The organism is Rhizobium sp. B21/90 (assembly GCF_019355815.1).
GTDB lineage: Bacteria > Pseudomonadota > Alphaproteobacteria > Rhizobiales > Rhizobiaceae > Rhizobium > Rhizobium rhododendri.
Genome location: NZ_CP072163.1, coordinates 621,044 through 644,823 on the forward strand (window position 1 = coordinate 621,044; position 23,780 = coordinate 644,823).

Genomic DNA, 23,780 nt, shown 5'->3' on the forward strand with positions numbered 1-23,780 from the left:
TCCCCTTGTTGTTTTCGGTTCGGCCAGTTCTTTCGGCGCGGTTTCTGCCGGTCGAGAATTCAGCTATCCAGCCCCAGCGGATCGGCAACGCGGGGCCAGAGTTCGAGGCTCGCCTTGCGATAAAGCGTCGTTGCAGGATCGGTCGGATAGGAAGTCGGCGCGGCGATATAGACGATGTCTGACGAGACGGGTTGAAAACCGGCATAAAAATGATTGGTCGACTTGATCAGGAGCCAGCACTTCCCGGCGAAATCGATACCCTGGTTGGAGAAGATATCCGGCTCGTAGGTCTGCGTCCGACTTGTGATCAGGACGATATCGATGTGGGTACCGACCGGCCTGATGACCGCGGCACTGCCGAGCGTGACGCGCGAATTGCGGAAACTCTGCCAACCGGCATCGAAGACTTTTTGCACGGTGACGCGCAGGTCGAGCGGTTCGCCTCCCTCCGGGCCGGATTTGCCGCCGACGCGCAGAGAAAGTTCGGCGCCCTCGCCCGCTGCATGGCAAAAGGTGACGGCGATGGGGTCCCAGATCGTCGCAACGGCGAAATTGTCCATGCCGCGTTCCATCATCCGGCGCAGGACATGGGTGGCGTCACCGGCGACGCCACCGCCGGGATTGTCCCAGACGTCTGCGATGGTGACCGGCTTTTCAAGATGGGCGGCGCGGATGGCGACCGCCTTGTCGAGGCCCGCCTCGGTGTCGACCATCGGCATCGCGGTCTCGCGGCGAAGGCCGTAGAGCTCGCGACCAAGGCCTGCCGCTAGTTCGTCGCCCTTTTGCCTGTCATTGTCGGTGACGACGACGATGCGGGTTCCCATATCGGGCACGTCGCCGGCCATGAAGCCGTGAATGACCGAGGCCGATAGGATGCCGTCCTTGCCCTCCATCGCCTGCATCCGATCGACGAAGGAGCGCATCGGCTCCCGGCTCGTCGGGAAAATCGTGATCATACGGCAGTCGAAGGTAGAGATGACCGGCTTGATCTGTCCGCGCAGGGCCTGGAGCGCAAGCTCGACGACATGTTCCCCGCGCTGTTCGAAATCCGTATGCGGGAACTCCAGGAACGCGGCCATGAGATCGAGATTAGCAACACGAAGCGCCGTCAGATGGCTGTGCGGGTCGAATTCGGCAGCGAGGAGGACATCCGGGCCGACCATGTCGCGAATATGCGAGAGGAAATCGCCCTCCGGATCGTCATACCCTTGAGCGGCCATTGCGCCATGCAGGCCGAGCACCACGCCATCGACCGGCAGGGTTGCCTTCAGCTCGGCGAGGATCTGGTCGCGCAAGGTCTCGTAGGTCTGCCGCTGGATGAGACCGGCCGGTTCCGCCCAGCATGACGTGCCTTCGATGACGGTGAAGCCTTCCTGCTTGCCGCGGCGGCGCAGGATCGGGACAACGGCGGAGCAGAGCGTCGGTGTGTCCGGATGTTCGCCTGGCCCGGCATAAAATGCCGCCTTGAAGGCGTTCATATCCGTTGGCACGGGAGAAAAGGTGTTCGTTTCAGTCGCCAGCGAGGCGGTGAAGATGCGCATGTCTGTCGCCTAAATACACGCCGGGCTCCGAGCCACCGCAAGGGGGCAGGTACCGACGTTAGATTGTCTATCTGTCTAGTTCCCGCCTGCCGGGCCGCCGTGCGCGACCGTCAGAACTGCAACTATCGAAGTGCCCCCGGACATGGGATTCCCTGTTTTCTGTAAAATTCCCGCTCACCGTTTCGGTGTAATTAATTTTCTCCAATATGCGTCAAAGCCGTTTGAAGTCAATTAACGATCTGATTTTTTGGTTATTTCTGTAATTTATTTTCTAGACAGGGGAAAACTTGGAAAAATTCTCAGACCGCGCTCGCGGCCGCAGAAACGGACATGGCGCTTCGATATCTGCGTCCTATTTTGAATCAACAGGTTCTGCCATTCGCGATAGTCTGTTGAAGAGGGCGCCGATTGACCGAGAATGAAAAGGCCACCAGCCTAAAGCATCTAATTTTCATCACTGAGCCGGGGCTGGGCTCTGGCCGGAGCCGGATGGGGATTGGGCGTGGGACGCTTCGCAGACCTACCCCTGCACTGAGAGCCCAAGCGGCTGGTTCCGGCTACGGAAAACGCCGCGGCAGCAAACGCTGGGAATGCACGCGCGCAACGGCCGGCGATAGGCGCCTGCGTTTATTATCGCCAGGCTGCCGAGTTCGATTGATGCCTACCGACATCATGCTATGAAAAATTCGCGGCGGTGAAACTGATTTTCATCGATGCCTTCTGTTTCCCTGTGGCGTTTCGAGGAAAAGACCCAATGGACCTGTTTCACGCTCTTTCCGATGAAAATGGAAAACTCTCGGGCCTGGACGCCAGGCTGGCGAAATTCTCGCTGGAGAATGTGGATGCCGTCGTCAATTTCTCGATCATCGAGCTCGCAGCACGCGCGGGCGTGTCACCACCGACCGTGACGCGGTTTTGCCGACGGCTGGGCTGCCAGGGCTATTCCGACTTCAAGGTACAACTCGCCAAGATGGCCTATGTCGGCTTGCGATACCTGAAGCCCGATGCACCGACGGCGACCGTTGAAGAGGTTGCACACGATATCGTCTCGAAGGCCCAGAATTCGCTGTTCGAGCTTCATCGGCAGCTTGACCTTGCCGCCATCGAGAAGGCGGCTCAGATGTTGCGGGCTGCCGAGTTCATCCAGGCCTTCGGTGCGAGCGGCAATTCGGCTATGATCGTCAACGAATTGCACAACCGCCTGTTTCGTCTCGGCTGCCGCATCCATTCATCCAACGACCATGGCATGAACCAAATGATCTCTGCCTCGGCACAGCCGGGCACCGTCGTTTTCGGCTCGTCGTTCACCGGTCGCGACATGGAGCTTGTCCGCTGTCTGGAGCTTTTGCGGGAGCGCTCGATCCCGACCATCGCGATGACGCAGGGCGGTTCGCCAGTCGCTGCTGCGGCCGACGTGGTGATCGCGATCGAAATGCCGGAGGGCAAGAACATCTTTCGCCCGACCTCCACCCGCTATGCCTATCTGGCAGCGATCGACATCCTGGCAAACATGGTCGCCTATGCCGACCGGACCACGGCCCTGAAGTCGCTGCGCGCGATCAAGGAGCAACTGGTGCGCAATCGCGACGGCGACGACCGCCAGCTTCTGGGCGATTGAAAGCGGCAAGGTAGACTGACCGCTGACGGCATGCTGGAGCAGCCTGACCAGAACTGATTCAGATATCCGACGCTCTCTCGCCGCGGCGTCGAACATTGTGTTCAGGAGGACCGATCGGGCCTGCAGGGGCCCGATCGGCAACGCTTATTTATTCCGCAGCGACAATCTTGCCGCCGTCCCACTTGTAAAGGGAGAAGCTTTGCGAGGTGAGGTCGCCTGTCTCGCCGTAGGTCAGATTGCCGATTGCGGTCGCGATAGGCTGACCGGACTTGATGGCCTTTGACACCGCATCGACGTCTTCGGCACTGCCGGCCTTCTCGATGCCTGCCTTCAGAACTTGAACGGCGGCGTAGGCGTTCAGGGTGAAGGCCTCGGCAGGAATGTTCTTGGCCTTGAGCGCATCGGATGCGGCCTTTGAATCGGGGCTCCTGATTGCGTCCGCCGCATTCGTGAAGATCGTGCCAGCGGCAGCCTCCGTGCCTATCTTCCAAAATTCCGTGTTGGAAAGGCCGTCGCCGCCCATCAGCGTTGCCTTGACCGACAGATCGGTTAGCTGCCGGACAAGCAGGCCGCCTTCGGGATGGTATCCGCCGAAATAGATCACGTCGATCTTTTCCGACTTCAGGCGCGTGGTCAGGGCCGAGAAATCCTTATCGCCCGGATTGATGGCATCATCGATGACTTCCTTGGTGCCGGCCGCATTTAGCGTCGCCTTAAAGGCATCCGCCAGACCTTTGCCATAGGCACCCTTGTCGTTGATGATGGCGATCCGTTTGCCGCTGAAGTTCTTAAGGACGTAGCGGGCTGCAACTTCGGCTTGCTGGTCGTCGCGTCCGCATGTGCGCAGGACATTCGTCAGGCCACGCTTTGTCAAGTCGGGTGCCGTTGCGGTCGGCGTGACCATCAGGACGCCGTTTTCGGAGAAGACGTCGGAGGCAGGGATGGCAACGCCCGATGTGACCGGACCGACGACGAAATGGATATCCTGGCCGACGAGCTGGTTGGCGCCGGAAACACCCTGCTTGGGTTCGCCCGCGTCGTCAGCGGTTTCCAGCACGACTTTCTGGCCCAGAATGCCGCCGGTCTTGTTGATCTCTTCGATAGCGGTTTCAACACCGTTCTTCACCTGATCGCCATAGGCGGCGACGGGGCCGGTCAGGGGCGCGATCAGTCCAATTGTTACGTCTGCGTGGGCCAGGGGCGCAAATGCAATCGAAGCGGCGAATGTCGCTCCTGTCAAAGTCTTGAAACCCATTACTCTCTCCTTGGGAATATGATTGCCGAGTTCGAGGCCCTGGCGCTGAAACGTCGAGCGTCGGAGCCAGCGACCGGTGAACGGTCGTTGCGGCCATTTTTGGCTTCGAAACGTCCATGCGCGTTCTATGGCGCCGGTCGGATTTGCGCAAGAAGTTACCCATTCGAATGAATGGCATATATTCAGCGCTTACGAAGGAATGCGACGCGCAACCGGAGGGCAGTGCGGTTAGGGAGCCGAGAGCTTCATCCCTGAGCTTCGCCTTGGGACGTGGAGCACACGAGGCGTTCAGACCGTCTCGCCCGCCCCCATCTCTTGCCAGGCATCGTAGCAAGACAGCACGGTTTCCATCTGCGCCGTGTGGCCGGCGATGAAATCGTCACCATAGATGGTTTCGTCGGGATATTCGGTGATCAGCGTCATCGGTACGGTGTGGCGGTCGTCGACCGAGCACAGGCAGGGAAAGCCGTTGATAATCTGAAAGCCGGTTTCGCCGGCATGGATCTCGTAAAGCGCAATCTGCCGGTCGTTATACGCCAGTAGGCCTGGGATCTGTCCGAGATGGCGTGTAACCCGATCCAGCAGAATTTCAGAGCGCTTTTCCCACTCGGGATGGTGGCGCATGATGAGGAAGAACCCCTTCGGCAGTGTCCACATGCCAAAGCCGCGCGGCACATAGCCGGAGAGCGGCCTTGTCCATTCGTGGCTCGGATAGCCGTGCAGGTTGACATGCAACTGAGCGTTGCTCAGCGCCTGCGCTTGGATCCTGATCTGCTTCTCATTCAGATGGGGGCCGGCGGTTTCCACCGTGCGGTATTCCAGATCGTCACCGAGTGCCGTGTAGCGGGCAGCGTGATGCATGTGGCAGGGATTGTCGTGCCGCAGGCGTTGATGCACCGCGTAGCCATCGGGGTTTTCGAGAGGTGACAGGGTAAAGTGGGCACCTCGACGCGCCTGCAACCGCGCGGCTGCGCGCAGCGCGCCGACGATGCCGGATGTCTCGTTCGGATGCTGGCCGGCACTGATCATGACAGGCAGATCGCGACCCTGGATATATCGCGCCGACACCGCGCGGCCGGAGCGGGCGCGTGCCGCAAACGCCTGCCCTCCAATCGCCTCCAGTCGGTCGGCGATTTCGCGTGCGGCCAGTGGTTCCCGCGCGCTGTCGATCGCCTGATCGGCCCCGTCTTGAAAATCCGTCGACAAGGAGCGCGTCGAGATCGTCACGGAAATAGCTCCCTTGCTTTTGACGATTTCAGGGACGATCTGGCCGGGCTTCAGGCCCCGGTCGCCAAGCGTGCGGCCGGACTTCTGCTGAAAGAACTCCAGCAGGGAAAAATAGAGATCCTCGTGCAGCGCTTCGCGAAGGCTCAGAACCTCGTGGCTGATGTGGAGCGGCTCGTCCTCGGCCGGATGGTCGACGCGGATATTGAGCTCCTCGAAATAGGGCTCTTCCACCCCCCAAGCATGCCCGGTGACGGCGCCGACAGCCGCTTCGAACAGTACCTCGTAATCGGTCTCCAGCCGCTCTCCCGGGTCGGTGCCGGCGTGACGCAGCCAGCCGGTTGGCGACAGGTTGGTTTCTCCCACGGTGTCGCGGTGGACGCGGTTCGGGGCGAGCACGCGGTGGGTTTCCGTCTTGCCAGCGCGCAGCAGCGTGACATTGTAGGCAAGGGTGTCGTCGGTGCTCGGGATGAAATCGATCTTGGCATCCCCGACCAACGCCGCCAGCGGATAGGCTTCCAGCCGAAAACGGTTTTCTGGCGCTGCCGGATGCACGGGGTAGCGGATCTCTATGCTCTCGACGCCGGAAAGATCGACGTCCTCGAGAAAGAATGTGAGCAAGGGCTTGTAGGCACTGCGGATGCGCGCGGTGACGCCCAAGGCGGACAGCCGTGCTTCCTCAGCCCTGCGGCTTTTGGCATCGTCGAAGGTCCAGGCCTCGTAGCGGGCGCCGGGGGTTGCGGGAAGCCGGTCCAGCGTGCGCATGATGCTGTGCTTAAAAATTTCGGTCATGGTGCTACCTCGAGGTTCTGCCGGTCGGATCCAGGCTGTCGCGCAGCCAGTCGCCGAGAAGGTTGAGGCCAAGCACCGTCAGCAAAATGGCAAGGCCGGGGAAGACGCTGACCCACCAAGCGGTCTGCAGATAGGTGCGTCCGTCGGCCAGCATGCCACCCCAGCTCGGAATGGTCGGGTCGACGCCGAGGCCGAGGAAGGTCAGGCTGCTTTCCAGAAGAATGTTGTTGGCAACATTGAGCGTGGTGAGCACGATCACCGGGCCGACCAGGTTTGGCAAAAGGTGCTGGAAGATGATGCGCCAGTCGGCGACCCCGATGGCGCGGGCCGACAGGATGAACTCCCGCTCACGCAACGTCAGCACGGAGCCGCGCACCAGCCGGGCATACTGCACCCATTGCGACACGATCAAAAGGACGATGGTGTTGGTCAGGCTACCGCCGACGATTGCGATGAAGGTGATGGCGAGCAGAATGAACGGCAGGGCCAGCTGGATATCGGCAAAGCGCATAACGAGCATGTCCCAGAAGCCGCGATAATAGCCGGCCACCAGCCCCATCACCACGCCGATGACGACGGCGCCGGCGACTGAGGTAAAGCCGACCAGCAGCGAGATCTTCCCGCCGGCCACGACCCGGGCAAGGACATCGCGCCCCAACGGATCGGTGCCGAAGGGGTGGGCCAGGCTGACAAAGGGCCTCATCAGGCGCGCCATCAGGTCGAGGCGGTCGGCACCACCGGGAAAGAGCACGTCGGACAACAGCACGCAGACGCAGATGATCAGCGTCAGTGCGGCGCCGAGAATGAATTCGAGGCTGGCGAAACGCGAGCGGCGAGATGTGGCGGTGGCCATCTGAATTACTCCGTACGGATGCGCGGATCGACAAGCCCATAGGCGATATCGACCAGGAGGTTGATGCCCACGATCAGCAGCGACAGGACGGTGATCACGGCCTGCAGGACCGGGTAGTCACGGGCCGACACCGCATCGAAAGCCAGCGTGCCCAAGCCCGGCCAGTTGAAGACCCGCTCGATGACGACGATGCCGCCGAGAAGGCCGCCGAACTGCAGACCAAAATAGGTGATCAGCGGGATGGCGCAATTGCGCAGCGCGTGCTTGTAGAGCACCTTGGTTTCGCTGAGGCCCTTGGCCCGCGCCACCATGACGTATTGCGACTGCAGCGTCTCCAGCATCGAGGTGCGCACAAGACGCACATTGGTGGCGGTGAGGATAATGCCCATGGTGAGCGCCGGCATCACATAGCTTGCGGCCCCCGACATGCCGCTCGGCGGCAGCCAGCCCAGCGTGATGGCAAACAGCAAGACCATCATGGTCGCCAGCCAGAAGTTTGGAAACGACAAGCCGATCAACGACAAGATCCGGATAGCCTGGTCGGCGCCCCTGCCCTTGGCAGTGGCCGCCTTGATGCCCAGCGGGATCGACAAGGCGATCGAGACGGCCATGGTGATGAAGGCAAGCAACAGCGTGGCCGGCAAGGCATTGCCGATCAGAAGCGAGACCGGCGTGCCACCTGTAAAGCTGCGACCGAAGTCGAGCGTCACCAGGCCCTTGAGGAAGTTCAGATACTGGACGATGAACGGCTGATCGGTGCCGAGTGCTGCCCGGATGCGTGCCAGATCTTCGTCGGTCATGCTGCCACTTCCCTGGAACATCATCGTCGCCGGATCGCCGGAGAGGCGAATGGCGAAGGAGACGATGAGCGTGATGGCAATCACGACGAAGATCGCCTGCAGCACACGCTTGATAAGGAAACTGGCCACGATTTCTGTCCTTCATGGTAAGCGGCAGGCTGCCACCCGGATCTGGGCGACACTTGGACATCGCTGCCGAGATCCCGATGGATCTTTCTGCAGGATGTCCATCTGCCAGTGCGTCAAACTACTCGACGGTGACGTCGGTCAGTTTCAGGCGGTTGTCTGGCGGTGCAATGAAACCCTTTACGCGCTTGGAAATGCCGTAGATGGACTTGCTGTTGTAGAGCGGCAGTTCAAGCGCCCGGTCGGCTGCGTAGTTTGCTACTTCCTTCAGGATCTTTTCGCGCGCGGCCTTGTCGATCAGCGGGCGCTGCGATTCCAGCAGCTTGTCGAGGGTTGCGTCCTTGTCGTAGGGGTTCCACTTTTCGCCCGAGTGGTACATCGCATAGGCCGTGTTGTCGAAATCGAAGGTCCAGCCTCCCCACTTCTGCTGGAACATGCCGCCGGTCTTGCCCTGCGGGATGATATCGTTCAGCAGCACGTTGGTCTCGTACGGCTTGATGGTGGCGGTGATGCCGACCATCTGCAGGTAGCTGGCGACGACCTGCGCCACTTCATTCATTGTCGTGTCATTGCCGCGTATATCGATCTGCAGCGTGGCACCCGGCTTCACGCCAGCCTCTGCAAGGAGCTTTTTAGCGGCGGCCGGATCGTAGGGGAGACCCTTCAGGTCCTTGTCGTAGCCGAAGGAGAGCGAGCTCTGGAAGCTGACGATCTCCGAGGCCTGGCCGGCCAGAATGGATTTCACGATGGTCGAGCGGTCGACGGCCATGATGATGGCCTTGCGCACCTTGGGATCGGCGGTGATGCCGTCACGGGTGTTGAAACGCAGCGCATCGACGGTCGGGCCGGGAACGCTGACGACTTCCAGCTTTGGATCACCTGAAATCACCGGGATCATGCCGACTGGGATGGTCGGCGGAATGACGAGATCGACGCGGCCGGCCTGCAGTTCGGCGACGGCGGTCGCAGGCTCCGAGATGAAGCGGAATTCGAGCTGAGACAGTTTGGGCGCGCCGCCCCAGTAGTCCGGATTGGCTTCGAGTGCTATGTTGACCTTCGGCTGGTAGGAGACGAACTTGAACGGGCCGGTGCCGACCGGGTGGGTATTAAAGTTGTCCTCGCCCTTTTCCTTGATGTACTTCGGCGGCACAATCATCGCGCCATAGCCCGCAAGCTTTGTCAGCAGCACCGGATCGGGGGATTTCAGCTTCATGTCCACCGTGTCGTCGTCAACGACCGTGACGCTGTCGATGGAAGTGTAGTTGGACCGCTGCGGACCCTTGGCACCCTGCTCGCCCAGCAGGCGCTCGAAGGTGAATTTCACCGCTTCTGCATTGAAGTCTTCGCCATCGTGGAATTTCACGTTGTGGCGCAGCTTGAAGCGGATGCGCTTTCCCCCGTCGAGCTCTTCCCAGGATTCGGCAAGACCGGGGACGACCTTGAGATCGGGGCCGCGATAGGTCAGGCCGTCGAAGATGTTGGTGGCGACCGATGCCCACTGCACCAGGAATGTATCGATCGGATCCCAGCTGCCCGGATCCTGCGGCGACGAGATCGTCATCTTGCCGGCGGCCGCCGCCGGCGCGGCGTAGAAGGCCGTTCCGCAAAGGGCAAGGGCCATGAAGGTTGCGGTCAGGCCGCGCGTGAGACTGTGCATATGCTGTTCCTCTTCAGATGCTTTCAATTGTTCGCAGGTTTCAGGCCTGTCTCGCGATGAAATGGCCTGGGCTTATTTCCTCGTGGCGGAAGATGTCGGGTTCCTCGTCGATCCTGTGGACAGGATTGGGAATTTCTCCCTCGATCAGTGTGGTGCTGCGGCCGCGCCCTGGATCGGCAACCGGCACTGCCGACAGCAGGCGGCGGGTGTAGTCGTGCTGCGGCGTTTCGAACACCTGCCGGCGGCTGCCTATTTCCATGATCTGCCCGAGATAGAGCACGGCCACCCGGTGGCTGATCTCCTCCACGACGGCCATGTCGTGACTGATGAACAGATAGGCCAACCCCCGCTCGGCCTGCAGGTCCATGAACAGGGCGATGATCTGTGCCTGGATCGACACGTCGAGCGCCGACAGGGCTTCGTCGGCGATGATCAGCTTGGGGTCGGAGGCGAGCGCACGGGCGATGCAGACACGCTGGCGCTGGCCACCGGAGAACTCGTGCGGATAGCGGTCCGCATGGGTCGATGTCAGGCCGACGCGCTCTAGAAGTTCGTCCACCCGCCGGCGCACGGCCTTGCCGGACAGCACCCCGTGAGTGTTGATCGGCTCGGCAATCGAGAACCCGACCGTCTTGCGCGGATCGAGCGAGGCGAACGGATCCTGGAAAATATATTGCACATCCTTTCGCAGGCGAAAGCGTTCCGCTGCCGACATGCTCGCGAACGATTTGCCATTGAAGGCGATATCGCCAGAGCGGCTTTTCTGCAGCTGCTGGATGGTGCGCCCGATGGTGGACTTGCCGGAGCCGGACTCGCCGACCAGCGCCAGCGTCTCGCCGGGATAGATATCGAAGCTGACCTTCGACACGGCGTTCAGCCGATGCGTCACCCTGCCGAGCATCGTCCGGCGGATATCGAAGGTGACAGAGAGATCGTTGACCGATAGGAGCGGCGGTTCGTCGTAGCGCGCCGTGTCCTGCACGCGCTCAACGCCGACGAGAACGGGCTTGCCGTCCTCAAGCACTGTAAACGGCATGCGCTTGGGGAAATCCTGGCCCGCCATGCTGCCCAGACGCGGCACGGCGGCCAGAAGCGCGCGGGTGTAGGGATGCTTGGGATTGGCGAATATCTCGGCCACCGGGCCTTCCTCGACTTTCCTGCCCTTCCACATGACGACGACGTCGTCGGCCATCTCGGCCACCACGCCCATGTCGTGGGTAATGAAGATCATTCCCATCCCCAGCTCCGACTGGAGATCGCGTAGGATGGTGAGGATCTGCGCTTGGATGGTGACATCGAGCGCCGTGGTCGGCTCGTCGGCAATCAGCAGTTTCGGGCGGCAGGCGAGCGCCATGGCAATCATCACCCGCTGCCGCATGCCGCCGGAAAGCTGGTGTGGATAGCGCTTCAGCATCTGCTTGGAGTCGGGCAGCCGGACCCTATCGAGCAGGCGGCGCGCCTCTGATGTGGCTGCCGTCTTGCTCATGTTTTCATGCAGCAGCAGCACTTCGCAGATCTGGTCGCCGATGGTGAAGACCGGGTTCAGCGAGGTCATTGGCTCCTGGAAGATCATGGCGATCTCCTTGCCGCGAATGCGCCGCATGTCCTTGTCGGACGTCTTCAGCAGATCGCGCCCGCCAAACAGGATGCGGCCTTCGGGAAACGTCGCGCCCATGATGTCGGCAAGTCGCATGATCGAGAGAGAGGTGACGGACTTGCCGGAGCCCGATTCACCGACCACAGCCACGGTGCGCCCGGGCGAAACCGCGAAGGAGACGTTGTCGACGACACGGTTGCCGCCGAATTCGACGCTGAGTCCTTCGATCGAGATCAGGGGCGGGCCCGCATTGGTCGGTGTCATGTCAGCGCCTCCGGCCGGGAGCTGGCATCGGGTGGAGATGAAGCTGCGGCCGGGCCCGGCGTGATATGCGCGAGGATGGTTCCGGCGGGCTGGGAGGAGCCGGCTTCGACAGCAATGGTGAGAATGCCGGACCATGGCGCAGTGACGGCGGTTTCCATCTTCATCGCATCCATCATGGCAACCACGCTCCCCTGTTCGACGTGTTCGCCGCTCGACACCGTCCAGTGGACGAGGTTGCCCGACAGGGGGGCGAGAAGGGCCGTTTTGTCCGCCGGGTCTGGTGCAGGATGTTTGCCGTTTGCCGGTGCGCGTCCGAGGAGGCTGAGGAACGACGCAGGCAGACGCAGTTCGACGCGCTTGCCGTCGATCTCGACATGACCGCTCAGCGTTTCCTCAACAGCGACGGGCGCTGGACGGCGCTGGCTTTCCAGATTACCGGCGAAATCGGTCTCAATCCAACGGGTGTGCACTTTGAAATCGGCTCCGGCGAAATCCGGATGCTCCAGAACGGCGCGGTGAAAGGGCAGCACCGAGGGCACGCCGTCGATCGCAAATTCCGCCATTGCGCGGCGGGCCCGGGCAATCGCCAGCGCACGATCCGGCGCCCAGACGATGAGCTTTGCCACCAGCGAATCGAACATGGCAGCGACGTCCGCGCCGCTGGAGACGCCGGTGTCGAGGCGGACGCCTGGACCGGAGGGCGGTGCGAACCGCGTGATCCGGCCGGCAAATGGCAGGAAGCCCCGCGCGGGGTCCTCGATGTTGATGCGAAATTCGATGGCATGGCCCCGCGGCGCCGGCATCTCTGACACCTCCAGGGGCTGGCCTTCTGCAATGCGAAACTGTTCGAGAACGAGATCGAGACCGGTGGTCTCCTCGGTGACCGGGTGTTCCACCTGCAGGCGCGTGTTGACCTCGAGGAAGGAAATGATGCCGTCGGCGCTCAGCAGAAATTCCACCGTGCCGGCCCCGACATAGCGGGCTGCCTGGCAGATATCGCGCGCGGCCTTGTGGATGACATCGCGCTGTGCGTCGGAGAGGAATGGAGCAGGCGCCTCCTCGACCAGTTTCTGGTTGCGGCGCTGGAGCGAGCAATCGCGCGTGCCGACCACGAGCACGGTTCCGTGGCGGTCGGCCAAAACCTGCGCCTCGATATGGCGCGGGCGATCAAGAAACTGTTCGACATAGCATTCGCCGCGGCCGAAGGCGGCAACGGCCTCGCGGGTCGCCGAATTAAACAGGTCTTCGACCTCGTCAAGATGCCGTGCGATCTTGATCCCGCGTCCGCCACCGCCATGGGCGGCCTTTATCGCGATGGGCAGGCCGAAGCGGAGGGCAAAGGCCCGTGCCTCGAAAGCACTGGAAATGGCCCCGTCGCTGCCGGCCACCAGCGGCGCTCCGACGGAGCGGGCGATGTCGCGCGCCTTCAGCTTGTCGCCGAGCGCCTCGATGACATCAGGGTCCGGGCCGATCCAGGTGAGCCCGGCGGCCATGACGGCGGCGGCAAAGCGCGCGTTTTCCGACAGAAAACCGTATCCCGGATGCACCGCATCGGCACCGGCACGCCTGGCTATGGCGATCAGTTTCTCGCTATCGAGGTAGCTGTCCCGGGGGCTCGATCCCTGAAGCGCATAGGCCTCGTCCGCAAGTCCGACGAACAGCGCATCGACATCGACATCCGCATAAACGGCAACCGAGGTAAGGCCGTAGTCGCGGCAGGCCCGGATGAGGCGCACGGCAATCTCGCCGCGGTTGGCTATCAACACCTTCTTCATCACTGCTGTCTTCCTGCTATGGGCTGCGTGGCAAACGGAGCGGACGCAACAAAGCGGATGCGCGTACCGACTGGGATCTGCCCTGCAAGATCGAGATGATGGCCAGCGATATTGGCAATCACCGGATAACCGCCCGTCAGCGGATGATCGACGAGGAACAGAACCGGCTGACCGCTCGCAGGCACCTGAATGGCGCCGCGGATCGTCGCCTCGCTCGGCAGTTCCTTGACGATGGACCGCTCCAGCGCGTCGCCCTCGAGGCGCATGCCGACGCGGCTCGATTGCAGCGAGACGGTCCAGTCCTGCGCGAGGAAGCTTTCGATTGCGTCAGGCGTGAACCAGTCCGTGCGCGGGCCGAGCACGACGTCGAGGCGGACCGTTTCGCCAGCGCGAGGCATGGCAAATTCCGGCTCCTGGAGGAGTGCAACCGCAGAATGAGAGCCAGCCTGCACATTGGATATCGAAATGAACTCCCCGACCCTCAGCGGTTCCGGGCCGATCTGCGCCAGCATGTCCGTCGCGCAACTCTTCAGAACGGGGGCCACATAGAAGCCGCCTCTGATCGCCATATAGCTGCGCATGCCGGACGTCGCGATGCCGAGCGTCACCAGGTCGCCATCCTCGACGGCAAAGGCACAATGATGCGGAGCCTCGATCGCCGCTCCCTCAGCCGTCGCGACGGAGACCCTTGCCTGCGCGCCTGTCATCGCCATGACGCCTTGGCCGTGCATGCGGAAGGACAGCCCGCCCAGCGGGATTTCCAGCGCGACCGTATTGTCCGGATTGCCGACAAGGCGATTGGCTGCTGCAAAACTTTTCCGATCGGCGGCACCGGAGCGGCCGATGCCCTGGTGTACCAGCCCCGAACGTCCGAGATCCTGAAACAGAACGGGAAGTCCGACGGAGACGATCTCGATGGCGGTCTGGCCATCCGTTGGAACGGTTGCGGGGCGTGTGGCAAACGACGGACCGGAAGACCTGGTCTGAATGGTGTAGGCGTGGTCGGTTGCCATGTCGCAAAACCGCACGCGCTGACCCGGCTGCAGCAGCGAGACCGGCTCGCGGGCAATGTCGAACATGTCGAGAGGGGTTCTCCCGATGAGTTGCCAGCCGCCTGGGCTCGCCTTGGGATAGACGCCGCTGAAGGCGCCTGCGAGGCCTACGGAACCGGCGGGAACCAGCGTACGCGGCGATTGCCTGCGCGGCACGCTAAGGCGCTCGTCGCCCTGGGTGAGATAGGCAAAGCCCGGCGCAAAACCGGTGAAGGCAACCAGATAGTCATGTCCGGTATGCAACCGGACCACCTCCTGCGGAGTCATGCCCAGCAGGGCGGCGACTTCCGGCAGGTCTTCACCCTCGTAACAAACCGGGATTTCCAATAACGGACCCAAGGCGGGCCCGGTCCTCGACAGGTCCAGGTCGGCGATTGCAGCATTCAGCATCGCGGTGGAGAGAACCGACGGATCGAACTCGATCATTAGCGTGCGCGCCGCCGGAATGAGTTCGCGAATCCCCAAAAGATTGCGGCGCAGAAGAGCATCGTAAAGGTCCAGTGCCGCTTCCAGATCGACGAGTTCGACAAGTACGCAATCGGCCCGCATGGGCAAAATCTGTGCATCGCAGGCTTTCTGGGGATCCGCCCCTCCCCTGATCATGCGGCGCCCGTAAAGGCGCGCACGGTCAGGCCCGCTTCTTCCAGGCGCCGACGCAGGGTCCTTGCCATCCGCACTGCGTCGGGGCTGTCGCCATGCACGCAGATACTCTGGGCCTTGATCCGCGTGGGCTTGCCGTCGATCGAGTCGACGACCCCTTCGCGAACGAGCCGCACCATGCGTTTGGCGACCTCTTCGGCATCATGTAGAACGGCGCCCGCTTGCCGGCGCGAAACGAGATGGCCATCGCAGGTGTAGGCACGGTCGGCAAAAGCTTCCTCCACCACCCGCAGCCCGGCGGCTTGCGCCTGCGCCACCAGGGGCGCGCCTGCCAACGCCATCAACACCAGTTCCGGATCGACCGCGCGGATCGCGGCAATCACGTCGGCGGCCTGCCGGGTGTCGGTGGCGATGGTATTGTAAAGGGCGCCGTGGGGTTTGACATAGCTGACGCGCGTTCCGGCAGCTTGGGCAAGACCCTTCAGCGCACCGATCTGATAGATGACGTCTCCGATCAGCTCTTCGCTCGTCGGGTCCATATTGCGGCGGCCAAAGCCGACAAGATCGCGGTAGCCGACATGGGCACCGATCGCCACGCCGCGCGCGGCGGCAGAGCGCAGCGTCCTTAGAATGCCGGCCGGATCGCCGGCATGAAAGCCACAAGCCACGTTCGTGCTCGTCACGACTTCGATCAGGGCATCATCTTCGCCCATTTTCCACGGGCCGAAGCTTTCACCGAGGTCGCTGTTGAGATCGATTGCCCACATCCGACAAACATTTCCATTGAAAACTGACAGGAGGCTATCAAGTGAGGACAATTCTGTCCAGAGTGTTGAACAATATCGATGCATTGCCCTACAGATAGCACATTGCTCATTTGTTGTGCAGCGCATCGGCGTGTCTTTTCCATTGATGTTTTCGCGTGAAAGAGCCTAAGCAGTGAAGACAGGCAGCGACTGACACATGCGTTCCGGCACGAGAACTCAACTGCTGAGGAATGGCAACGCCGCATGGGATGCGCGACAGATAGACGAGACGAGATGAAGGTGATCAGCCAAGCAGCAGACGGGACATCCGGATTGCCAAACGAGCAAACGTTGGGGCCGATATCCAGCCAGCCGGCCAGCCAGACCTTGGCAGAGGCGGTCGCGGGCCGCATGCGCGAGCAGGTAATCTCAGGACGCCTGACGCCGGGTAGCCATCTGTCCGAACTGGCGCTGAGCGAGGAGATGCAGGTATCGCGCAACACGCTACGCGAGGTTTTCCGCATATTGACGAAAGAGGGCCTGCTGCGCCACGAAGCCAATCGCGGCGTGTTCGTGACGACACCCAGCATGTCCACGATCATCGACATCTACCGGGTCCGCCGCATCATCGAGTGTCCCGCACTTGCCCAGGCGCACCCAAGCCATCCCAGTGCCCGAAAAATGCGTGTCGCCGTCGAGGCCGCCCGCCGCTGCCGCTCGGAGGGCGACTGGTTGGGCGTTGGCAGCGCGGATATCGCCTTTCACGCTGCGGTGGTCGACCTGGCCGACAGCCCCCGCCTTTCGGCATTCTTCCGCGAAGTATCGCTGGAACTGCGCCTGGTATTCGGGCTGTTGCGCGACCCCGAGTTCCTGCATGCGCCCTTCGTTGATCAGAACCTCAAGATCCTGACCGAATTTGAGGAGGAAAAACCCACACAGGCTGCCGCCGCCATGGAAATATATCTTAACCAGGCGGAGCGCTTCATCATGGGCGCCTATGGTCGCCTGTCCGGTAAACCCTGAGGCCAGTGGACACAGGCCTTGGAAGAGTCCCTGCTATCCAGCCCGCAAGCCGGTCTCGATGAAGGCCAATCTCTCCCGGTCCTTTGCATGGACTATTGTGCGGACAGATGGTTGCGGCGCGTTGGTAGAGCCGGTCTCCTGAGCTGGCCGACATGGGCTGGATGCGGCATCCCGAGATGGGCGCGTGCAGACAACCGGGCCAGTAGGAGACCTTCATGCCGCCCGCGTCGCGCGCCTCCACAAGCGCGGCCGGCCTGTCGCCGCGCTCGCTGGCGTTCTGTGCCATCACCGGCCTGATCTCTTTGCCCGCCCTGTTTCCTTCTGGCGGCAGTAGACCATTCCGTCCTCGGGAAAATAGACCTTCTGGTGCGAGCTGCGGGGCTGGAGGAACGGGCCGGCATGATAGGAGGCGGCCAGATTGATGGTGTTGAGACCGGCGCGCTTACGCAGCTCGGCGCTGGCTTGACCGAGCGTCGAAGTCTTAAATCCTTATATAGGTGGGGAACTGAGGAGATCACATCGATTATGGAAAGCGTAGCGCACAGGTGCTTTCGCAAAGCCATCTCAGCATGTGCAGGTCGTCCTGAAACGATGGCGTCCACGATTGCTTCGTGTTCGGTAAGCACGGTTTGCATCTTCCCAGGCATAGGTAAGTGAAGTCGTCGGAGCCTGTCCAGATGGACACTTTGACGTCTGACACTAGCCCAAAGCTCAAGGATGCCGGTTTTCTCATAAAGTATTCTGTGGAACTCACGGTCGATGCTGTCGAATACGTCGTCGGTTTCCTGTGTCGCAACCGCAGCCTGCCGTACCAGCACCTCTCGCAGATCCTTTGCCGTTTCGGCCGACGCATCTGCCGTCAAGCGTCTCACGGCTTCAAGCTCGATTGAGAGCCGCAAGAACTGCGCCGGCCTGGCATGATCAAGGTCGATTTTGGCTACCACCGTGGCATACTGGGGATAAACATCAACCAAGCGTTCCTCTTGCAGTATCGAACTTCCGTCAGGGTAAAGTAATGCGGTTTTGACGGCGGCCTCCGGTTGAACCCTTCCGATTGTCTGTGCCCAATCTCCTCTATATTTGCCCTTTCGAGGCTTTAATAACCTTGCTCAGAACCAAACTGCTCAAGATCACCAACAATAGCTTCAGCCGTCCGTTTGTAATGCTTCTCCAGAAGTTCCGACGCCGTATTCACATTGCCCTTCAGCACTTCCTTCAGGATCGCCTCGTGCTCATCGGTCACGTGACGGGTCCGGAACACCTTCCTGATCGACATCTGGCGGTATCGGTACAGGCGGTCTGCAAGTTGCTCGGCGAATGCAATCAGCGGTCTCGAGCCACAATTGGCAATCAGGACTTGGTGGTAGCGACGATGTGCCCGTTCCCACTCCGGATTGTCTTCGAATTTATCTTCTCTAAGTGAGCGCGGAGTTCGGTCGAGCCGATGATGGGCAACGACAAGGTCTTCTTCCCATTGCGGTGTGCGGTTCGCCATCGACTCGCGCAGGGCGAGCCCCTCCACCCAGCACCTCGTCTTGGTCAACTCCACGAGCTCCGCCCTGCTGACAGGCTGAACGAAGAAGCCGCGCTGATCTCTTCCTTCAACTAGTTCCTCCGACGCCAGACGGTTCAGCGCCTCCCTTAGCGGCGTTTGGCCCGCGCCATAGTGGTCCATCAAAAACCGCAGCTGCAGTTTGCGACCAGGCTCCAGCACTGTGGTGAGAATGTCCGATTTCAGGCGCTCGTAGACGGAGCTGGCCTGTGTCGATGCCGACAAGGCGGGCTTCGTGACTGCAAGAGTATTCATTGGCGATTTTCCCCGACGATGCCGATGTGGGTATTTATATAACGCCGGTCGTCTTGGTGCAAATTTATAAATTATTGTTTACAGAGACTCTATTGTATAATATCCATTTGATGACGATGACATTTCACTGTGAGGGTGCGATGGTTTCCACGCAAAGAGGCAGGCTATGACGAGGCTATGCGGGTGCCGCGGCATCGACGTCCATTGCCATGTCGTACCCTCGGAGTTTGCGCCCTATCTCAAGGGGGCACCGCCTTCGAACTGGCCTTCCATGATGGCCCGGGACGCCTGCCACAGGACGATCGTGATCGACGGCAAGAACTATCGAACCGTCAGCGATGCCTGCTGGGACTCACAGCGCCGCATGGACGACATGGATCGAATGGGCATCAAGACGCAGGCGCTGTCGCCGATGCCCGAATTGTTCAACTACTGGATGGATATCGACCCAGCCAACGATCTTATCCATTACTTGAACGACACCATCGCAACCATGGCAAGCACCTCCGGCGGCCGGTTTGTCGGTCTCGGTTCGGTTCCGCTCCAGGATGTTGACAAGGCAATCGACGAGCTTCGCCGCTGCATGAGGGACCTCGGTTTCTCCGGCGTGGAGATCGGCAGCAACATCAACGGCATTCCGATCGGAGACCCGCGATTCTTGCCTTTTTTCGCCGAAGCTGAAGCGCTGGGTTCTGCGGTGTTCGTCCACGCGGTCAGACCGACCGGAATGGACAGGCTGGTCGGTCCCGGACAGTTGCAGCAAGTGCTGGCCTATCCGACGGACGTCGGATTGGCAGCCGCCTCTGTCATCACGGCGAACCTGATGCTCAAGCATCCAAGGCTGCGCCTGGCGTTCAGTCACGGCGGAGGAACACTCGCCTCGTTGTTGCCTCGGCTCGATGAAGGCTGGAAGGTCTTTCCGGCTCTGCGCGAGACGATCCTTGAGGAACCGTCCATCCAGGCCAAACGCCTCTACTACGACGCCCTGGTGTACGATGAGCCGACACTGCGGCACCTCGTTTCGATGTTCGGCGACGAGCGAGTCATTCTCGGTACCGACTACCCCTTCAACTTCCACGAAAAAGCCCCCCTCGCCCGGATCGAGGCCGCCTTCGGCGACGACCTTACCCGGGATAGACTGACTTTTTCCAATGCCGAAGCATTCCTGGCACTCGAGGCACAGTCATGACACAGTTTCCCGTGACCGCTCTAAAAAGCGTCGAACTTGGCACCCCGGATCTGAACCGTTCGGAAGAATTCTACACTGCTGTATGGGGACTGGAGGTCGTCGCCCGGCAGGGCGGCAAGGTGTTCCTCGCCGCTTCCGGCGACGATCATCACGTTCTCGAGTTGATCGGCAGCGACAGGTCCGAACTGCGCAAGATCACCTTCAGCGTCGGCAGCGCCGATGATCTCGGCCGACTGTCAGCATCAGCCGTGGCGCTTGGCTGCCAGTTGCTGCGTCCTGTCGAGCAAAGCCCCGGTCCCGCCGGCGGCCAGCGCTTCGTCATCCGGGAGCCGCAGGGAAGCACGCTCGAATTTGTCCACGGCGACATGACCAAGACCGGCGCTGCGGTTGCCAACCGGCCGCTTCGACTGGCGCATGTCAACATCAACAGCGCCGACGTCGATGGCCTATCGCGCTTCTACGAGCAATTGCTGGGTTTTCAGCTCACTGACCGATCGAAGATGATGGCCTTCCTGCGCTGCAACGACGATCACCATGCCGTCGTGCTTGCCGAGGCGAACGTCAATGGCCTGAACCATATTGCTTTCCTGATGCCGGATACGGAGTCCGTCATGCGCGCCTCCGGCCGCATGGTCGACAACGGCTATCCGATCGGCTGGGGTGTCGGCCGGCATGGTCCGGGAGACAATGTGTTCGCTTACTTCCTCGATCCGCTGGGCGTCGTCATCGAATACACATCCGATGTTCTCCAGGTGGATAACACCTATCAGCCAAAGGGCCCTGAGCAGTGGACATGGCCGCCCGGCCGCACAGATCATTGGGGTATCGCTCCACCAAAAAGTGACGTGGTGAAAGCAGCTCAGCTCGCCATCCCCTTCAAGGCGTGATCATCCGAACGGGCATTCCATTGCAACTTTGAAGCGGCTCAGAACAATGACGAACACATCAGAACATTACGACGTCGTGGTCGTAGGCTTTGGCCCGTCCGGCGCCGTTGCGGCCTCGCTGCTTGGCAGCCGGGGCATTCGCACACTCGCGATCGACAGGCAGGAGGACGTCTACGACAAGCCCCGCGCCATAGCCATCGACCACGAAATTCTTCGCCACCTGGACAATCTCGGCATTGCGGATGCGATCAAGCCCCATATCGCGGCGTTCCCCGCATCCGAGCATTTCGGCGCAAAGGGGCAGCTGATCCGCCGGATCGACATGGTGCCCGAGCCATATCCCCTCGGCTACATCCCGACAATGGTGTTTTCCCAGCCGCCCGTCGAAGCCATTCTGCGGGCCCATGCGCAAACCTATCCTTGCGTGACCGTGGAACTAGGCACGGAGCTGATCAGTCTTGCGCAGACGGAGGCGCAGGCGACGCTGCATCTGAAGGAGAAGGACGGCACCGCTCGAACCGTCACGGCCTCCTATGTGATTGCCTGTGACGGCGCGACGAGCGGCGTCCGACAGGCGCTGGGGCTCACGCTGGAAGACCTTGTCTTCGACGAACCCTGGTTGGTCGTCGACGTCATCGTCAACGAGACTTCTCTGGAAAAGCTGCCGAAGACCGCAGCGCAGTTCTGCGATCCGGCCCGGCCGACGTCCTTTATCGTTGGCCCCGGCACTCATCGGCGCTGGGAGATCATGCTGCTGCCCGGCGAGGACGCCAGGGAGATGGAAAAGCCCGCGAATGTCTGGAAGCTTTTGTCTCGCTGGCTGAAGCCGGAAGATGCGACACTCTGGCGGTCGGCGAGCTATCGGTTCCATGCGCTGGTGGCGGCCAATTGGGAACTCGGTCGTGTGTTCCTCGCCGGAGATGCCGCCCATCAGCAGCCGCCATTCATCGGCCAGGGTATGTGCCAGGGACTTCGGGATGTCTCGAACCTCATCTGGAAACTTGACCATGTCCTGAAAGGTCGGACGAACCTCGAGCTGCTCGACAGCTATCAGGTCGAGCGGAAGGCGCATGTCACGGAACTGACGACGCGCATCAAGGCGATAGGCCACGTCATCTGTGAGCGCGATCCGGCCGCTGCGGCCGCGCGCGACGAGCGGATCCTCGCCGAAGGCGGGGGTACGGCCCGAACTGTCACCCGTCAGGAAATCGTGCCGCCGCTTCGCGATGGTTTTTTTGCTAAACGAGCCAATCCGGCAAACGGAACGCTCGCGCCCCAGCCCTGGATCTACGGTGAGGAAGAACCCGTCCTTCTCGACAAGCTGACCGGTGCCGGCTGGCGCCTGATTGTGGATGGCCGCGCCGGCGACATCGATCCAAACACGCTCGAACGGCGCGAGATCTCCGTGGCGCAGGTCGGCCGGCGTAACGGCGGCGCTTCATCGACAGACAAGGGGCTCGTCGAGAAGGACGGGGTCATGGCAGCCTGGTTCGATAGCCACAAATGCAGTGCCGTTCTGGTGCGACCCGACCATTACGTCTTCGGGACCGCGAAATCGGCAGACGAAATTCACGCACTTTACGCAGAGCTGGAGGAAGCGCTCGCCTGACGGCGTGGCGTCACGCGATGCGGGGTAATCGAGGCACGTCATGGGGAGGAAAACATGACCAATTCAACGAGCGCAAGTCACGCCGGAAAATGGCGTCCATACACAGTCTTGATCATGCTCTTTCTGTTTCAGACGCTGAACTTCTTCGACAAGCTTGTCTTCGGCCTGTCCGCCGTTCCGATGATGAAGGAACTGTCGCTGTCGCCACAGCAGTTCGGCCTGATCGGCAGCAGCTTCTTTCTGCTGTTTTCCATCTCCGGCATTCTCGTCGGCCTGTTCGTCACCGGCCGTGTTCCGGTCAGGTGGATCTTGGCTATCCTGGCTCTCATCTGGTCCGCGACGCAAATTCCGATCTTCTTCAGCACGTCGATCACCGTTCTTATCGGCTGCCGGATCCTGCTCGGTTTCGGTGAAGGACCGGGCCTGCCAACGGCGATCCACGCCTGCTACGACTGGTTCTCGACCGAGAAGCGGAGCGTTCCGAGCGCAATCATCCTCCAGGGCATCAGTGTGGGCTTGCTGGTTGGCAGCCCGCTGCTGGCCTATGTGATTGTCTCCTATGGCTGGCGCAGCGGCTTTCTGTTCTGCGGCGTCTTGGGTCTGGTCTGGCTCGCTGCCTGGCTCTTCATCGGCGGAGAAGGTCCCTATGCCGTCAAGACCGTGGATCATGGCGTGGTCGATACATCGCCCCGCATTCCGGCAACGAAGCTGTGGCTCGATCCGACTGTCATCGGCGTCATCATCATGTCGACGATGTCCTACTGGATCGTCGGCATGTCGGCGACCTGGCTGCCGCCCTACCTCCAACAGGGTCTTGGATATTCCCACAGTGAAACGGGGTGGATCATCTCTGGTGTCTATATCTTTCAGTCGCCCCTACTCCTCGCAGGATCGTGGCTCGCCCAGCGGATGCTGAACGCCGGCTGGAGCAGACGCACCACGCTTGGAAGCGCTTCGGGATGGGCTCTGCTCGTCAGCGGCGCCGCCTTGGTGCTCGGCGTATATGCCTCAGGTCCCCTTCAGCTCGTCCTGATTGCCATCGCCTTCGCGGCGCCGAGCCTGACGACGATCTACGGCCCGGTCACGCTCGGTGCCATCGCCCCTGCGGCCCAACGCGGCAAGCTCATCATCGTCATCTATTCGGGCAACGCTGCTTCCGCGCTCGTTTCGAACGCAGTAACCGGCAGCATCGTGCAGGCATCCGGCTCCGACGGGCCCGGCGGTTATGCCAATGCTATGCTGTTCACCGCCGGCATCCTTCTTATTGGCGCGATCGCCGCGTTTGCACTGATCTTCCCCGAGCGGACGCTCAGTCGGTTTTCAAGCATCCCCGGCCTGAAGGGGCTGGGTCTTCGTCAAGCATAG

The 23,780-nt window shown here is 61.3% G+C and carries 17 protein-coding genes and 2 pseudogenes; 6 read left to right on the forward strand and 13 right to left on the reverse strand.

Features of this window, described 5'->3' with window-relative positions; translation table 11 throughout:
- Window positions 1-59: 59 nt before the first annotated feature.
- Entirely contained in the window at window positions 60-1,541 is a 1,482-nt protein-coding gene (locus J5278_RS21045; protein ID WP_219259008.1) for a M81 family metallopeptidase, read from the reverse strand.
- Window positions 1,542-2,295: 754 nt separating this feature from the next.
- On the opposite strand from J5278_RS21045, the gene J5278_RS21050 reads away from it, so the two are divergent.
- Complete coding sequence (locus J5278_RS21050; protein ID WP_143123079.1) at window positions 2,296-3,159, forward strand: MurR/RpiR family transcriptional regulator; 864 nt, start codon at window positions 2,296-2,298, stop codon at window positions 3,157-3,159.
- Between the two features lie 148 nt (window positions 3,160-3,307).
- On the opposite strand, the gene J5278_RS21055 is transcribed toward J5278_RS21050, so the two are convergent.
- From J5278_RS21055 to J5278_RS21095, 9 genes are all read right to left on the reverse strand, one after another.
- The gene (locus J5278_RS21055; RefSeq protein WP_219259009.1) at window positions 3,308-4,414 is read right to left on the reverse strand and encodes a branched-chain amino acid ABC transporter substrate-binding protein; all 1,107 of its coding nucleotides are present in this window, start codon (window positions 4,412-4,414) and stop codon (window positions 3,308-3,310) included.
- A gap of 288 nt (window positions 4,415-4,702) precedes the next feature.
- Window positions 4,703-6,430 carry a peptidase M14 gene (locus tag J5278_RS21060; protein ID WP_219259010.1) on the reverse strand — a complete coding sequence of 576 codons (1,728 nt, stop codon included), beginning with the start codon at window positions 6,428-6,430 and terminating at the stop codon, window positions 4,703-4,705.
- A 4-nt stretch (window positions 6,431-6,434) separates the two neighbouring features.
- Window positions 6,435-7,283, reverse strand: a complete 849-nt coding sequence (locus tag J5278_RS21065; RefSeq protein WP_142831703.1) for an ABC transporter permease — start codon at window positions 7,281-7,283, stop codon at window positions 6,435-6,437.
- Window positions 7,284-7,288: 5 nt separating this feature from the next.
- Window positions 7,289-8,212: an ABC transporter permease gene (locus J5278_RS21070; protein ID WP_143123076.1), complete on the reverse strand. Its 924-nt coding sequence runs from the start codon at window positions 8,210-8,212 to the stop codon at window positions 7,289-7,291.
- A 118-nt stretch (window positions 8,213-8,330) separates the two neighbouring features.
- Window positions 8,331-9,866, reverse strand: coding sequence for an ABC transporter substrate-binding protein (locus tag J5278_RS21075; RefSeq protein ID WP_209188202.1), 1,536 nt, complete (start codon window positions 9,864-9,866; stop codon window positions 8,331-8,333).
- A gap of 40 nt (window positions 9,867-9,906) precedes the next feature.
- Window positions 9,907-11,727 carry an ABC transporter ATP-binding protein gene (locus J5278_RS21080; RefSeq protein WP_142831706.1) on the reverse strand — a complete coding sequence of 607 codons (1,821 nt, stop codon included), beginning with the start codon at window positions 11,725-11,727 and terminating at the stop codon, window positions 9,907-9,909.
- Window positions 11,724-13,502, reverse strand: coding sequence for a biotin carboxylase N-terminal domain-containing protein (locus tag J5278_RS21085; RefSeq protein ID WP_219259011.1), 1,779 nt, complete (start codon window positions 13,500-13,502; stop codon window positions 11,724-11,726). Before J5278_RS21085 ends, J5278_RS21080 begins: the two co-directional genes overlap by 4 nt.
- Complete coding sequence (gene pxpB, locus J5278_RS21090; protein WP_219259012.1) at window positions 13,502-15,103, reverse strand: 5-oxoprolinase subunit PxpB; 1,602 nt, start codon at window positions 15,101-15,103, stop codon at window positions 13,502-13,504. Before pxpB ends, J5278_RS21085 begins: the two co-directional genes overlap by 1 nt.
- Before the next feature lie 50 nt (window positions 15,104-15,153).
- Window positions 15,154-15,921, reverse strand: coding sequence for a LamB/YcsF family protein (locus tag J5278_RS21095; protein ID WP_142831709.1), 768 nt, complete (start codon window positions 15,919-15,921; stop codon window positions 15,154-15,156).
- A gap of 390 nt (window positions 15,922-16,311) precedes the next feature.
- Here J5278_RS21095 and J5278_RS21100 point away from each other — a divergent pair, with 390 nt between their 5' ends.
- A complete protein-coding gene (locus J5278_RS21100; RefSeq protein WP_244615512.1) occupies window positions 16,312-16,923 on the forward strand; it encodes a GntR family transcriptional regulator in 612 nt (203 codons plus the stop codon).
- A 149-nt stretch (window positions 16,924-17,072) separates the two neighbouring features.
- Here J5278_RS21100 and J5278_RS31150 read toward each other — a convergent pair.
- The 3 genes and pseudogenes from J5278_RS31150 to J5278_RS21110 form a co-directional block, all read right to left on the reverse strand.
- Window positions 17,073-17,382 (reverse strand): annotated as a pseudogene (locus tag J5278_RS31150) (hypothetical protein); the annotation flags it as partial.
- 143 nt (window positions 17,383-17,525) lie between these two features.
- A pseudogene (locus tag J5278_RS31155) lies at window positions 17,526-17,867 on the reverse strand (FCD domain-containing protein); the annotation flags it as partial.
- Between the two features lie 152 nt (window positions 17,868-18,019).
- Window positions 18,020-18,730 (reverse strand): GntR family transcriptional regulator, encoded by a 711-nt coding sequence (locus tag J5278_RS21110; protein ID WP_142831711.1) that lies wholly within the window; start codon window positions 18,728-18,730, stop codon window positions 18,020-18,022.
- A 166-nt stretch (window positions 18,731-18,896) separates the two neighbouring features.
- Between J5278_RS21110 and J5278_RS21115 the strand changes: the two genes are divergently transcribed.
- From J5278_RS21115 to J5278_RS21130, 4 genes are read left to right on the forward strand one after another with little or no spacing between them, the layout of a single operon-like run.
- Window positions 18,897-19,919, forward strand: a complete 1,023-nt coding sequence (locus J5278_RS21115; RefSeq protein WP_142831712.1) for an amidohydrolase family protein — start codon at window positions 18,897-18,899, stop codon at window positions 19,917-19,919.
- The gene (locus J5278_RS21120) at window positions 19,916-20,806 is read left to right on the forward strand and encodes a VOC family protein (RefSeq protein WP_143123075.1); all 891 of its coding nucleotides are present in this window, start codon (window positions 19,916-19,918) and stop codon (window positions 20,804-20,806) included. The genes J5278_RS21115 and J5278_RS21120 overlap by 4 nt, the downstream gene beginning before the upstream one ends.
- Window positions 20,807-20,852: 46 nt before the next feature.
- Entirely contained in the window at window positions 20,853-22,415 is a 1,563-nt protein-coding gene (locus J5278_RS21125) for a bifunctional 3-(3-hydroxy-phenyl)propionate/3-hydroxycinnamic acid hydroxylase (RefSeq protein WP_142831714.1), read from the forward strand.
- 54 nt (window positions 22,416-22,469) lie between these two features.
- Window positions 22,470-23,780 (forward strand): MFS transporter, encoded by a 1,311-nt coding sequence (locus tag J5278_RS21130; protein WP_219259014.1) that lies wholly within the window; start codon window positions 22,470-22,472, stop codon window positions 23,778-23,780.

What these genes read in the sequence shown, in the direction of transcription:
- J5278_RS21045 (WP_219259008.1), bottom strand. Translation starts at nt 1,541, where the DNA reads ATGCGCATCTTCACCGCCTCGCTGGCGACTGAAACGAACACCTTTTCT.
- J5278_RS21050 (WP_143123079.1), top strand. Translation starts at nt 2,296, where the DNA reads ATGGACCTGTTTCACGCTCTTTCCGATGAAAATGGAAAACTCTCGGGC.
- J5278_RS21055 (WP_219259009.1), bottom strand. Translation starts at nt 4,414, where the DNA reads ATGGGTTTCAAGACTTTGACAGGAGCGACATTCGCCGCTTCGATTGCA.
- J5278_RS21060 (WP_219259010.1), bottom strand. Translation starts at nt 6,430, where the DNA reads ATGACCGAAATTTTTAAGCACAGCATCATGCGCACGCTGGACCGGCTT.
- J5278_RS21065 (WP_142831703.1), bottom strand. Translation starts at nt 7,283, where the DNA reads ATGGCCACCGCCACATCTCGCCGCTCGCGTTTCGCCAGCCTCGAATTC.
- J5278_RS21075 (WP_209188202.1), bottom strand. Translation starts at nt 9,866, where the DNA reads ATGCACAGTCTCACGCGCGGCCTGACCGCAACCTTCATGGCCCTTGCC.
- J5278_RS21080 (WP_142831706.1), bottom strand. Translation starts at nt 11,727, where the DNA reads ATGACACCGACCAATGCGGGCCCGCCCCTGATCTCGATCGAAGGACTC.
- J5278_RS21085 (WP_219259011.1), bottom strand. Translation starts at nt 13,502, where the DNA reads ATGAAGAAGGTGTTGATAGCCAACCGCGGCGAGATTGCCGTGCGCCTC.
- pxpB (WP_219259012.1), bottom strand. Translation starts at nt 15,103, where the DNA reads ATGCGGGCCGATTGCGTACTTGTCGAACTCGTCGATCTGGAAGCGGCA.
- J5278_RS21095 (WP_142831709.1), bottom strand. Translation starts at nt 15,921, where the DNA reads ATGTGGGCAATCGATCTCAACAGCGACCTCGGTGAAAGCTTCGGCCCG.
- J5278_RS21100 (WP_244615512.1), top strand. Translation starts at nt 16,312, where the DNA reads ATGCGCGAGCAGGTAATCTCAGGACGCCTGACGCCGGGTAGCCATCTG.
- J5278_RS21110 (WP_142831711.1), bottom strand. Translation starts at nt 18,730, where the DNA reads ATGAATACTCTTGCAGTCACGAAGCCCGCCTTGTCGGCATCGACACAG.
- J5278_RS21115 (WP_142831712.1), top strand. Translation starts at nt 18,897, where the DNA reads ATGACGAGGCTATGCGGGTGCCGCGGCATCGACGTCCATTGCCATGTC.
- J5278_RS21120 (WP_143123075.1), top strand. Translation starts at nt 19,916, where the DNA reads ATGACACAGTTTCCCGTGACCGCTCTAAAAAGCGTCGAACTTGGCACC.
- J5278_RS21125 (WP_142831714.1), top strand. Translation starts at nt 20,853, where the DNA reads ATGACGAACACATCAGAACATTACGACGTCGTGGTCGTAGGCTTTGGC.
- J5278_RS21130 (WP_219259014.1), top strand. Translation starts at nt 22,470, where the DNA reads ATGACCAATTCAACGAGCGCAAGTCACGCCGGAAAATGGCGTCCATAC.